Here is a 12906-nt window from a genome sequence, read left to right on the forward strand (position 1 = left end):
ATGGTGATCATCGGGTACTCGGCGGCGAACTTCATCTCGTCGTCGAACCAGGTGACCAAGTCCACCCTGGTCCCCGGGGTCCAGATGGGCAACATCAGCACCATCGTGCCCAACAACGACCCGAACCGCCTCCCGGTGGTGGGTACCGCCCCGAACCTGACCCCGAACACCGCGTACTACGCCAATGCGACCTTCGGGCGTGACGTGTACAACGTGTTCGACGCGTCGCTGTTCGACCCCCTCTTCCCGAGCGCCAACCAGGACATCAAGACGATCTTCGGGGTCGGGGGAGCGATCTGCAACGTGGGCACCGGCACCTTCGCCAACCCGCAGGCCGGAACGCCGCAGGCGACCAGGGCCACCTTCGGCTTCGGTCCGTCGGTGGACACGTGTGGCGGCACCACGAACACGTCGGCCTTCGGCACCGGCACCGTCTAGGCACTCTCTTCTGGCTCTTCGAGCCACGCCGCTGCGACCCGGGGAGCCGCCCGGCTCCCCGGGTCCACGGCAGACCACGAGGTCGCCGGGCGCATCCCCGACTGACTCGACCATGCAGTAGCCGCCGTCCAGGCGGAGTCCATCAATGAACGAACCTTCGAAAGGATTCGAATGAGATTCAATCTCAAGAAGACCCTGGCGGGAGCGGCAGCCATCGCTGTCGTCGCCACGGTCGCCCCCTTCGTGAGCCCGGGCGTCGCCTCGGCCGCGACCAACAACGGCGGAGCCGTCGTGAACCCTCCAGGTGGGGGCGCAGCGGCGACGACGCCCTTCCAGATCGTACTCCCCCCCGGAGCTGCCTGCCCGGGTGACTCGGCGAGTGCGTCCGCCTGGCGGGTGCACAGCTTCATCGCCCCGGCGTCGGCCAACCTCGATGCCGACCTCTCCTTCTTGGGCACGGGCTCGCCGGCACCAGTGGCCGGCCAGATCCGGGCGAACCTCTTCAGAGCAGACACGCTGGGGTTCGCGCGGAACTTCTCCACCGACCTCGCCGTCCCGCCAGCGGTGACCGGGCAGATCTCGGGCCTCCCGAGCTTCACCCTTTCTCCGTTCGCGCCCGGCTTCTTCCCTGACGGTGCCTACCGGGTGGGCCTCGCCTGTGTCCCCACCGGTGGCACCCCGCCCAACACCACGGCCAACACCTTCTACTGGTCGAAGCTGATCACCCTCACCAACCCCGGTGGGAACCTCACCTGGGCCAACGGTGCGGCTGCGGTGGCACCGACGGTGATCGCACCGACGCTGGGCGGACCCAGCCTGAACGGCAACGGGCAGGTCACGGTGGCCTTCACCCCGGGGGCGTCTGACCCGGCGGTGCCGGCTGGTGGCTTCACGGCCACCGCCACCCCGCCGGTCGGTCCGGCCATCACCGCGACGGGCTCCGGCTCGCCGATCGTGATCCCCGGCCTGACCAACGGCACGACCTACGCGGTGACCGTCAGCGCCAACAACGGCGTGGGCTCTCCCGCCGTCAGCGCGCCGGTCAACTTCACCCCGACGCTGCCCCTCGCTCCTCCGGTCACCAACCTCAACGCGGTTGGCAGCCCGGCGGGCGTGACGGTGACGTGGACGCCGGCCGCCTCGGGTCCCACCCCGACCGGCTACAGCGTGGCCGTCACCTCCGGTGCCCTCCCGGGCACCCCGGTGGCCGGCTCGCCGTTCACCGTGCCGTTCGGCACCAACACCTTCACCCAGACCGGCCCGGCCGGGACGGCGTTCAACTTCACGGTGACGCCGACCTTCCCCGCTCCCCAGCTCGGCACCTCGGCCGGTCCGGTGAGCGGCGCCGTGCAGTCGGCCCAGGTGCTCAACCAGGTCATCACCACGACCCGTCCCAACGGTGCGCTCGTGCTGACCCAGGTGTGCGGCCGCTACGGCACCCTCGACGCCGAGCCGGCGCAGCTGGGCTTCCCGACCGGCATCCCTCTTGCGGGTCCGGTCAACGACGGTGACAACCCCAACCCCGTGCTGGGCACCGCCCCGTACCTCACCCAGAGCGGCGTGCCGCTGACCTTCCCGGGTGCCAACCCCGACGTCGCGACGTCGCCGGCCGGCCCCCAGGACGGGCAGTTCCCCGGCTACCCGTACCCGGACGACCCCACCACCGGTGAGGCCACCCCGACGTACCCGACGTGGTGCGGCATCGAGCTGGGCGCCGCCCGGTTCGTGGGTACCGGCGACCCGGCGTTCGGTCAGGGCCAGTTCTACGCCGCTGCTGGGCGCATGAACCAGGTCACCGTCGTCGACACCCGTGACACCGACCCCGGCTTCAACATCGCCGGCCAGGTCACCGACTTCACCGCTCCCGGCGGCAAGGTCTTCTCCGGCAACCAGCTGGGGTGGACGCCGCGGGTGAACCGTGACACCGGTCCCTTCACCGACGCCCTGGGCAACACCTACAACCAGACGGTCGTGGCCGGTCCCGGCTCCGTCCAGAACAACCCGGTGGGCCTCACGGCCATCCCGGCCCCGGGTGCGGCCAACGCCAACACCCTGGTCACCGCGGCCGCCCGTGCGGGCACGGCGCCCACCTTCACCGGCGGCCTCGGCATCGCCGTGATGGACGCCCGCCTCAAGCTGGCCATCCCGGTCACCGCCCTGTCGGGCAACTACACCGCAGTCCTCACCATCTCGGCCATCTGATCCGAGACGGTTCGCACCACCTCCCGGGAGGGAGCGGGACCCGTCCCGCCTCCTCCCGGGAGCACCACCCGCAGTAGCGTCGGCGAGCGGTACCGGGCAGTTCCGTCCGGTACCGCTCCCGTCGTTTCCCTCCCCCTTCGCACGGAGTCCTCCCGATGACCACCTGGCGCCGAGCTCTCGCCGTCACCACCCTGCTCGCCACCGTCGTGCTCGCTCCCGCGGCCCCCGGTCAGGCCCAGGAGCAACCCCCCCTGCCGGCGCCGCCGGCCCCCGAGGACCAGATCGTGCAGAGCTGGGCGCTGTTCCCCACCGGCTCCGACGACCCCGACCAGCCGAGCAACCGGCCCAACCTCTCCTACGAGGTCCCGGCCGGTGAGACCATCGAGGACTCCGTCACCGTCGCCAACTACGGCAGCGTGCCCCTGACGCTGCGTATCTACGCCTCCGACGCCTTCAACAACCCCGAAGGCGGCTTCGACGTCCTCTCCGGTGACGAGGTCCCCACCGGCGCAGGCTCCTGGGTGAGCGTGCTCACCGAGTTCGTCACCGTCCCGGCCGGTACGCAGTCCATCGTGCCGATCACGATCACCGTCCCGATCGACGCCTCGCCCGGCGACCACGTCGGCGCCGTGCTGGCCTCCCTGCGGGTCCCCGGCACCGCCCCCGACGGCAACACCGTCACCCTCGACCAGCGCACCGGCACCCGGCTCTACATGCGCGTGGACGGGCCGCTGAACCCCGAGCTGGCCGTCGAGAACCTCCAGACCGACTACAACCCCACCGCCAACCCGCTGTCGGGCAGCGCCGACGTGAGCTACCGGATCGTGAACCGGGGCAACGTGCGCCTCCAGGGCACCCAGCAGCTCAGCGTCGGCGGGCCCTTCGGCATCGGGCGCACCACCCTGCCCGCCGAGGACATCCCCGAGCTGCTCCCCGGCGAGGGCTACGACGTCACCGCCACCGTCGAGGGCGTCCCCGCCACCGTCGCCGCGTTCACCGAGGTGACGCTCACCCCCGAGGCCCTCGGTCCGGACGTGGGCGAGCTCTCCGAGTCGAAGGGCACGTCGATCAGCCTGGCCCTCCCGGTCACCGTGCTGGCGATCCTCCTCGCCCTGGGCCTGGCCTGGTACGCCCGGCGGGCCTACCTCCGCCACCGCCGTGAGGGCACCCCGCCGTCCGGTCCGCCCCGCGGCGACACCCTGCCGCCCGCCCCCGCCCCGCCGCCCACCCCGGTGGGCCAGTCGTCGTGATCCGCACCGTCGTCCGGGTGGCGGTCCTCGCCGCCGTGATCGCCCTCCTCGCCGGCCTCGGTCCCGGCGCGTCGGCCCAGGAGCCGGCCTCCGCCGACGCCCCCCGCACGCCCACCGCCGGCCAGGTCTCGGGCGAGTCGATCACCCTCGAGACCAACGTCGTCCAACCCGGTCAGCGCATCCTCATCACCTTCAACGACTGGCAGGCCCGCACCGCCAGCATCGTGGTGTGCGCCAACCTCGCCAAGCGCGGCTCGGCGGACTGCAACCAGGTGCAGGGCCAGGGCGTCACCATCTCCGGGCTCGGCAAGACCGGCCCGGTGGCGTCCTTCGTCGTCAACCCGCCCGCCGGCACCTGCCCGTGCCTCATCAAGGCCACCGGGCTCGACAGCGACGAGTCGGCCGTGGCCCCCATCGAGATCATCGGTCACCCGACCGGCCCGATCGTCGACCCGTTCACCGGCGACCTGATCGCCGTGACCATGGAACCGGAACGGGCCGCCGTCGGACTGCTGGCCGCGTTGCGTTCCGAGCTGGGCGGCCCCACCGAGTACGACGTCACCGTCACCGTCGAGAACCTCACCACCGAGACCCTCCTCGCCGTCGACATCTTCGGCTCGGTCGGGCGCAGCGCCACCGAGGACCTCGACATCTTCGAGATGGTCCCCGGCGAGCTCGGACCGGGGCTCACCTGGACCGGCGAGGCCCGGGTCACGCTGCCCTCCCCCGTCTACGGCGACTACCGCTGGGAGGTCGTCGCCTCCGGGGCCGGACCCGTGGTGCGCGCCGAGGAGACCATCCGAGTGGTCCCGTGGCTGTTGTTGCTGTTGATCCTCGTCCTGGTCGGCGACCTCACCATGATCCTCGTGCGCTACCTGCAACGCCGCCGCCGACGCGCCGACGACCAGCTCCTCGCCGACGCCGATCCCCCCGACGACGGCGACTGGGCCGACGAGGAGCAGTGGGTCCCGGTGCCCGGCGCGTCGGTTCCCCACGCCGACCTGCCGCCTCCGCCCGTGCCGGTGCGCTGAGCACGTTTCCGGTCGACCGGGCCCGGCCGCGGACGGCGGGTGATCAGCGGGCCGCGAGCTCGTCGAAGGCCCGCTCGATGCCGGCCACCAGCACGTCGGCGTCGGGGCAGGCGTCGGGGTCCACGGTGATGCCGAGGTCGAGCCGGCCGTCATAGGACAGGATGGCGATGCCGACGGTGGTGTTGCCGCTCAGCGGCACGTACGGCAGGCACTCGGTCATCCGGGCCCCCAGCAGGTAGAGCGGCGCCTGCACCCCCGGGACGTTGGTGATCACCAGGTTCACGAGCGGCTGGTGGTTCACGGTGGCGTCGCTCAGCACGGACAGCACCCCCGGTGGCAGCCAGTCGGCCGACCCCAACAGCGCAGCCACGAGCTCGGTCTCGTGGCTGCCCTTGTGGCGGGCCATCTGGTCGGCCACCGACCGCAGGGCGGCGGCCGGGTCGTCCAGGTCGACGGGCAACGACGCCAGGATGGCGCTCACCTTGTTGCCGAGCCCCAGGTGCTCGTCGTCGCCCCGGGTCGACACCGGCACCAGCGCCACCAGGTGGTCGAGGTGGCCCAGCTCGCCCCGTTCGGCCATCAGGTCGTGCAGGCCCCCGGTCACGGCGGCCAGCACCACGTCGTTCACCTTCGTGCCGGTGGCGTGGGCCACGGCCTTCACGTCGTCGAGGGCGAGGCGGATCGGCCGGTAGTCGCGGCGGGGCCCGACGGCGACGTTGAGCGAGCACCGGGGCGCGGTGCGCTCGGCGCGGAGGGCGTGGGCGGCGCTGCGCACCACGTCGACGAGATCGCCGGGCGCCCGGGCGAGCCCGGCGAGGCCCCGGGCGGCCGCGCCGGGCAGGTGGGCCAGCGCACCGAGGGCCTCGGCCACCTGGTGCACGGCGTCGGGCCCGGCCTCGGGCTCCCACCCCACCGGCTCGGGGATCGGTGCGGCGGGGTCGGGGTCGAGCATCGCGACCAGTGACTCCGAGCCCGAGACCCCGTCGACCAGGGCGTGGTGGGCGCGGTCGACGAGGACCACCGACCCGTCGGCGAGCCCGTCGAGGAACGTGAGGTCCCAGAGCGGGCGGCGGCGGTCGAGGGCCTCGCGCTGGATGCCCATCACCGTGGCCCACACCTCGGCGTCGCCGCCCGGGTCGGGCACGGTCACGGCGTGCACGTGGGCGGCGATGTCGAAGTGCTCGTCGTCGACCCACAGCGGGAGCGTGGCGTTGAGCGGCGTCGACTGGAGGCGTCGTCGGAAGCGGGGGATCGCGGCCAGGTGGGCCTCCACCACCCGGCGGATCTCGTCGATGCGCACCCGCCCGTCGCCGTCGAGCAGCGGGCCCCCCTCGAAGCGGGCGATGCCCCCGATGTGCAGCGGCACCCCCGGCCGCTCGGCGGCGAGGAAGCTGGCGTCGAGGGCGCTGAGGTGCTCGCTCATGGGAGAGCATCGTCCTACCGGGGCGGCCGTCCGTCCAGCGCCGCCCGCCGACGGCCACCCGGATCCGACGCGCCCACCGGGTGGCGGTCAGTCCTCTTGCCGAACAATGTTAGGTCTGCCTAACATCGCGCCGTGACACCGCCCCCCCCGACCTCGGCCGGGACGACCCTGCCGCCGCTCGCCACTCCCGGTCCCACGGCCCCTTCCGGTCCGGGTGATCCCACCCCCGGGCGTCGGGTCGTCGGCTTCGCCGCCGGGTTGGCGGGCCACGGTGGGCGTCCCGCCTTCGTCGACCTCGACGGCCGGACGATCACCTACGCCGAGCTCGCCGGGCTCGTGGCCGCGGCCCGCGAGGCGCTCGGCCCGACCCGCCGCCTCGTGATGGTCGAGGGGGCCAGCACCGTCGACGCCGTCGTCGCCTACCTCGGGGCGCTGGCCGGCGGGCACCCCGTCCTCCTCGTCCCCCCGGGCGACGACCGGCCGTGGCGAGACGTCTACGCCCCCGACGTCGTGTCCGACGCGGGCGGCGGCTGGGCCTACGACGAGCTGCGCCCCGGCACGGCCCACGACCTGCACCCCGAGCTGGCGCTGCTGCTCACCACCTCCGGCAGCACCGGGTCGCCCAAGCTGGTCCGGCTCTCCCACACCAACCTCGAGTCCAACGCCGCGGCCATCGCCGAGTACCTGGGGCTGCACCCCGGCGACCGTGCGATCACCAGCCTCCCGCTGCACTACTGCTACGGCCTCTCCCAGCTCCACAGCCACCTCACCGTCGGCGCGACCGTCGTGCTCACCGACCTCTCGGTCACCGATCCGTGCTTCTGGACCCGGGTCCGCGACACCGGCGTCACCGGCCTCGCCGGGGTGCCCTACACCTTCGAGCTCCTCGACCGCGTCGGCTTCGCCGAGATGGACCTGCCCCACCTGCGCTACGTCACCCAGGCCGGCGGGCGCCTCCGCCCCGACCGGGTCCGCCGGTGGGCCGAGGTCGGCGCCCGTCACGGCTGGGACCTCTACGTCATGTACGGCCAGACCGAGGCCACGGCCCGCATGGCCTACCTGCCCCCCGACCAGGCCCTCGTCCGGCCCGGGTCCGTCGGCCGAGCCGTCCCCGGCGGCGAGCTGCGCGTCGACCGCGCCCCCGGCGCCGGCCCCCACGATCCCGGCGAGGTCGTCTACCGCGGTCCCAACGTGATGCTCGGCTACGCCGAGCGCCCCGCTGACCTCGCCCTCGGCCGCACCGTCACCGAGCTGCGCACCGGCGACCTCGGCCGCCTCGACGACGACGGCCACCTCCACCTCGTCGGGCGGGCCCACCGCTTCGTGAAGCTGTTCGGGCTGCGCATCGACCTCGACGCCGCCGAGGCCCTCCTCGCCGAGCACGGCACCGAGGCCGTGTGCACCGGCGACGACGAGGTCCTCGTCGTCGGCGTCGAACGCACCCCGGGTGCGCCCGCACCCGACCCCGACCGGATCCGGACCACCCTGGCCGGCGCCCTCGGCCTCCCCCGTGCCGCTGTGGCCGTGTGGGTGACCGACGAGCTCCCCCGCCTCCCCGGCGGCAAGCCCGACCTCCTCGCCCTGCGCAGGAGCGCCGTCCCCGAGCCGGCCCTGCACGTCCCCGCCCCCACGGGCTCGGCGCCCGGCTCCGTCGCCGCCGCCTTCGCCGAGGTGCTCGACCGGCCCCTCGCCGACGTCACCCCCGACGCCACCTTCGTCGCCCTCGGCGGCGACTCGCTCTCCTACGTCGAGGTGTCGCTGCTGCTCGACGGGCTCCTCACCCGGGTGCCCGACGCCTGGCACCTCACCCCCGTCGCCGACCTCCAGGCCCTCGCCGTCACCCCGTCGGACACCGCCGCCACCGGCGGGGTGCGCCACGTCCCCCGGACCATGGAGACCGGGGTGGTGCTGCGGGCGGTGGCCATCACCCTCGTCGTCGGCACCCACAGCGGCGCGTTCCTCCTGCAGGGCGGTGCTCACGTGCTGCTGGCGGTGGCCGGCTACAACTTCGCCCGGTTCCGCCTCTTCGCCACCTCCACCGCCGAGCACCTCCGCGCCGCCGGCGCCGCCGTCGCCCGCATCGCCGTGCCCACGGCGATCTGGCTGGCCGTGCAGTTCACCTACGCCGAGCCGTTCACCCTCTCCCGGGTGCTGTTCGCCAACAACTACCTGGGCACCGGCCTCTGGGAGTACTGGTACCTCGAGGCGCTGCTCCAGATCCTGGTGGTGTTCACCCTCGTCTTCGCCGTCCCGGCGGTGCGGGCCGTCGAACGGCGCCACCCCTTCGGCGTGGCGCTCGGGGTGCTGGTCGCGGCCACGCTGCTGCGCCACGACGCCCTCGGCATCGCCGACGCCACCCACCCCATGTACATGCCCGACACGCTGGTGTGGTGCTTCGCCCTCGGGTGGGCCGCCCAGCGGGCCACCACCTGGCCGCGCCGGGCCGTGGTCAGCGCTGTCGGGCTGGTGGCCCTGCTCGACTTCTTCGACACCACCCCCCGGGGGGTCCTCGTCGGTGTCGGGCTGGCCGCCCTGGTGTGGCTGCCGCGGCTCCCCGTCCCGACCTTCCTGCGACCGGTCGTGGCGGGCCTCGCCGCCGCCTCGCTGTGGATCTACCTCACCCACTGGGCGGTGCTGTCCCCGTTGCGGGGCGTCCTCCCGCCCGTCGCCGTGGCGGCGGTGGCGCTCGGGGTCGGCGTGGTCGCCGCCCTGCTGGCCGCCCGGGTCGAGCGGGCCCTCGTCGGGTGGTGGCGGGCGCGATCGGCGTCGCCCTCCCGGCCGGCGGACGCCGTCGACGTCAGCTGACCTCGGTGGCGGCGGCTGCGAATTGGGCCATGTACAGCGCCGCGTAGGCCCCGCCCCGGGCCAACAGCTCCTCGTGGTCGCCCTGCTCGACGATGCGGCCGTCCTCCATCACCAGGATGATGTCGGCGTCGCGGATCGTGGAGAGGCGGTGGGCGATCACGAAGCTCGTCCGGTCGGAGCGCAGCGCGGCCATCGCCCGCTGGATCAACACCTCGGTGCGGGTGTCGACCGAGCTGGTGGCCTCGTCGAGGATGAGGATCGCCGGGTCGGCCAGGAACGCCCGGGCGATGGTCAACAGCTGCTTCTCGCCGGCGCTCACCGCCGTGCCGTCGTCGTCGAGCACCGTGTCGTAGCCGTCGGGCAGCGAGTGCACGAAACGGTCGACGTAGGTGGCCCGGGCGGCGGTCCGGATCTCGTCCTCGGTGGCCCCGGGCCGCCCGTAGGCGATGTTCTCGCGGATCGTGCCCCCGAAGAGCCAGGTGTCCTGGAGCACCATCCCCATCATCGAGCGCAGGTCGCGTCGGCGCATGGTGGCGATGTCCCGCCCGTCGACGGTGATGCGCCCCGCGTCGAGCTCGTAGAACCGCATGAGCAGGTTGACGAGCGTGGTCTTGCCGGCCCCGGTGGGCCCGACGATGGCGATCGTCTGCCCGGGCTCGGCCACCAGCGACAGCTCGGTGATGAGGGTCCGGTCGGGGTCGTAGGAGAAGGTCACGTCCTCGAAGGCCACCCGGCCGAGGACGGTCCCGTCGAGCGGGGCGTGGTCGTCGTCGGGCTCCTGCTCCTCGGCGTCGAGCAGGTCGAAGACCCGCTCGGCCGACGCGATGCCCGACTGGAACACGTTGAACATCGACGCCACCTGGGTGAGCGGCATCGAGAACTGGCGGGAGTACTGGATGAACGCCTGCACGTCGCCAAGGCTCATCTGCCCCGACGCCACCCGCAGCCCGCCGAGCACGGCGATGATGACGAAGTTCAGGTTGCCGAGCAGGAACATCAGCGGCTGGATGATGCCCGACACGAACTGGGCGCCGAAGCTGGCGCGGTAGAGTTTCTCGTTGTCGTCGCGGAACCGGGCCTCGACCTCCGGCGCCTGGCCGAAGGCCTTGACGATGGCGTGACCGGTGATGGCCTCCTCGACGAGGGCGTTCAGGGAACCGGTGTGGTTCCACTGGGCCACGAACCGCTTCTTCGAGTGGCTGGCCACGAGCTTCACCATCAGCAACGAGAGGGGGATGGTGACGAGCGCGACGAGCGACAGCAGCGGCGAGATGACGACCATCATCGTGACGACGCCGATGAGGGTGAGCGTCGCGGTGAGCATCTGGCTGAGGGTCTGTTGGAGGCTCTGGGCGATGTTGTCGATGTCGTTGGTGACCCGGCTCAACAGATCGCCGCGGGGGGTGCGGTCGACGTAGCTGAGCGGGAGCCGGTCGAGCTTCTCCTCGACGTCGGTGCGCAGCTGGTGCATGGCGCCCTGCACCATGCCGGCGAGCAGCCACGCCTGGAGGTAGGTGAGCGCCGACGCCCCGACGTACAGCCCGAGGGCCAGGAGCAGCCACCGGTGCAGCGTGGTGAAGTCGATCCCCGCGGCGGGGTCGGTGACCCCGGCGTAGAGCACGTTCGTGGCGTTGCCGAGCACCTTGGGCCCCACCACCTGCATGCTGACGGCCACCACCGTGAGCGCCACGATCAGCACCAGGCTGCCGCGCCGGCGTTGCAGGCGCCCGAGCATGCGCCGCCACGTGGCCCGGAAGTCACGGGTCCGCTCGACCGGCATGCCCGGACCGCCGAAGCGGCCGACGCCGCCCATGCTCGTCGTCGGGGGCGTCGGGGTCCCGTCGTCGTCGCTCGCCGCACCGGTGTCGTCGGCGCGGCCCAGGGGCTCGGCGGGGCGGGTGGGGGCGCTCATCCGGCCACCCCGGCAGTGGTCTGCGACGCCACGATCTCGGCGTAGGTCGGGCAGCGCTCCAGCAGCTCCTCGTGACGCCCGAGGCCGACCACCCGGCCGTCCTCGAGCACGATGATCTGGTCGGCCTCCGCGATGGTCGACACCCGCTGGGCGACGACGACCACCGTGGCGTCCTCGGTCCAGGGCTTCAGCGCGGCCCGCAGGCGGGCGTCGGTGGCCAGGTCGAGAGCCGAGAACGAGTCGTCGAACAGGTAGATCTCGGGTCGGCGGACCAGGGCCCGGGCGATGGCGAGGCGCTGGCGCTGCCCGCCGGACACGTTGCTGCCGCCCTGGGCGATGCGGGCGTCGAGCCCACCGGGCATGGCGGCCACGAACTCGTCGGCCTGGGCGACGCGCAGCGCCGCCCACAGCTCGTCGTCGGTGGCGTCGCTGCGCCCGTAGCGCAGGTTGGTGGCCACCGTCCCCGTGAACAGGTACGGCTTCTGGGGCACGAGGCCCACCCGGCTCCACAGGGCCTGGGGCTCGAGGTCGCGCACGTCGACCCCGTCGACGAGCACCGACCCCGAGGTGGCGTCGAACAGGCGGGGGACGAGGTTCAACAGCGTCGTCTTGCCCGAGCCGGTGCTCCCGATGACGGCCGTGGTCTGCCCGGCGAGGGAGGTGAAGGAGACGTCGGCGAGGACCGGGGCCTCGGCGCCCGGGTACGCGAAGCCCACGCCGCGCAGCTCGAGCGCACCGTGGGTGGTGACGTGGGTGACCGGGTCGGCGGCGATGACCACCGAGGTCTCGGTGTCGAGCACCTCCACGATCCGGTCGGCGCTCACCGCCGCCCGCGGGGCCATCATGGCCACGAAGGTGGCCATCATGATCGACATCAGGATGATGGTGAAGTAGCTGATGAACGCGACCATCGTGCCGATCGTGAGCTCGCCGTCGGACACGAGGTTCGAGCCGAACCAGATCACCCCGACGCTCGACGCGTTGACGACGAGCAGCACCACCGGGAAGAGCAGCGCCATCAGGCGCCCCGCGGTGAGGGAGGTGTCGGTGAGATCGCGGTTCACGGCCTCGAAGCGCACGGCCTCCTCGGGCTGGCGCACGAAGGCCCGCACGACGCGCATGCCGGTGATCTGCTCGCGCAGCACCCGGTTGACGTTGTCGATGCGCTCCTGCATCAGGCGGAACTGGGGGATCATGCGCCGGATGATGATCGTGAGCACGAGCATCAGCGTGGGGATGCTCACCACCAGCAGCAGCGAGAGCTGGAGGTCGGCGTTGACCGCCATGATGATCCCGCCGACCGCCGTGATCGGGGCGGCGACGGCCATCGTCATGCCCATCACGACGAGCATCTGCACCTGTTGCACGTCGTTGGTGATCCGGGTGATCAGCGACGGGGTGCCGAGGAGGTTGACCTCCTTCTGCGAGAACGAGGTCACCTGGTGGAACAGGTCGCTGCGCACGTCGCGCCCGAACGCCATGGCCGTCTTCGCCCCGAAGTAGACCGCCGTGATCGAGAACGCGATCTGCAGCAGCGTGACCCCCAACATGAGGGCACCGGTGCGCCAGATGTAGGCCGTGTCGCCGGTCAGCACGCCGTTGTCGATGATCTTGGCGTTCAGGTTGGGCAGGTAGAGGTTGGCCGCGGCCTGACCGGTCTGGAGCACCAGCACGGCGACGAGCAGCCGCCGGTACGGCCTGAGGTGCGTGCGGAGGAGGCGGAGGAGCAAGGGGGACTCTCGGAGGGACGGCCCGACGGGCAATTACGAAACGACGTAGTTTCGATTCTGCCCCACCGGACCCGCAAATGCACCACCCGACCGATCGACCGGTGCCGGTCGGTCC

General features: G+C 72.5%; 8 protein-coding genes. 5 read left to right on the plus strand and 3 right to left on the minus strand.

Going from position 1 to position 12906, the window contains the following annotated elements; all coding sequences use genetic code 11:
• From MUE36_13505 to MUE36_13520, 4 genes are all read left to right on the plus strand, one after another.
• Positions 1-438, plus strand: a 438-nt coding sequence (locus tag MUE36_13505; protein ID MCU0311948.1) for a hypothetical protein, incomplete at its 5' end; no start/stop codon positions are given.
• Between the two features lie 171 nt (positions 439-609).
• Positions 610-2640, plus strand: coding sequence for a hypothetical protein (locus MUE36_13510; protein ID MCU0311949.1), 2031 nt, complete (start codon positions 610-612; stop codon positions 2638-2640).
• Positions 2641-2795: 155 nt separating this feature from the next.
• On the plus strand, positions 2796-3890 hold the full coding sequence (locus MUE36_13515) for a DUF916 domain-containing protein (GenBank protein MCU0311950.1): 1095 nt from the start codon (positions 2796-2798) through the stop codon (positions 3888-3890).
• Complete coding sequence (locus MUE36_13520; GenBank protein ID MCU0311951.1) at positions 3887-4921, plus strand: hypothetical protein; 1035 nt, start codon at positions 3887-3889, stop codon at positions 4919-4921. The genes MUE36_13515 and MUE36_13520 overlap by 4 nt, the downstream gene beginning before the upstream one ends.
• Before the next feature lie 43 nt (positions 4922-4964).
• On the opposite strand, the gene MUE36_13525 is transcribed toward MUE36_13520, so the two are convergent.
• The gene (locus MUE36_13525; protein ID MCU0311952.1) at positions 4965-6344 is read right to left on the minus strand and encodes a wax ester/triacylglycerol synthase family O-acyltransferase; all 1380 of its coding nucleotides are present in this window, start codon (positions 6342-6344) and stop codon (positions 4965-4967) included.
• A gap of 132 nt (positions 6345-6476) precedes the next feature.
• Between MUE36_13525 and MUE36_13530 the strand changes: the two genes are divergently transcribed.
• Positions 6477-9149: an AMP-binding protein gene (locus tag MUE36_13530; protein MCU0311953.1), complete on the plus strand. Its 2673-nt coding sequence runs from the start codon at positions 6477-6479 to the stop codon at positions 9147-9149.
• Here the strand turns inward: MUE36_13530 and MUE36_13535 are convergent.
• On the minus strand, positions 9142-11061 hold the full coding sequence (locus MUE36_13535) for an ABC transporter ATP-binding protein/permease (protein MCU0311954.1): 1920 nt from the start codon (positions 11059-11061) through the stop codon (positions 9142-9144). The genes MUE36_13530 and MUE36_13535 overlap by 8 nt on opposite strands.
• Positions 11058-12791 carry an ABC transporter ATP-binding protein/permease gene (locus tag MUE36_13540; protein MCU0311955.1) on the minus strand — a complete coding sequence of 578 codons (1734 nt, stop codon included), beginning with the start codon at positions 12789-12791 and terminating at the stop codon, positions 11058-11060. Before MUE36_13540 ends, MUE36_13535 begins: the two co-directional genes overlap by 4 nt.
• Positions 12792-12906 lie beyond the last annotated feature (115 nt).

The organism is Acidimicrobiales bacterium (assembly GCA_025455885.1).
In the GTDB taxonomy this organism is placed as follows: Bacteria; Actinomycetota; Acidimicrobiia; order Acidimicrobiales; family Acidimicrobilacustridaceae; genus Rhabdothermincola_A.

Bases quoted from the DNA above. Each gene is read 5' to 3' on its own strand.
- MUE36_13525 (MCU0311952.1), bottom strand. From the start codon at position 6,344: ATGAGCGAGCACCTCAGCGCCCTCGACGCCAGCTTCCTCGCCGCCGAG.
- MUE36_13535 (MCU0311954.1), bottom strand. From the start codon at position 11,061: ATGAGCGCCCCCACCCGCCCCGCCGAGCCCCTGGGCCGCGCCGACGAC.
- MUE36_13515 (MCU0311950.1), top strand. From the start codon at position 2,796: ATGACCACCTGGCGCCGAGCTCTCGCCGTCACCACCCTGCTCGCCACC.
- MUE36_13510 (MCU0311949.1), top strand. From the start codon at position 610: ATGAGATTCAATCTCAAGAAGACCCTGGCGGGAGCGGCAGCCATCGCT.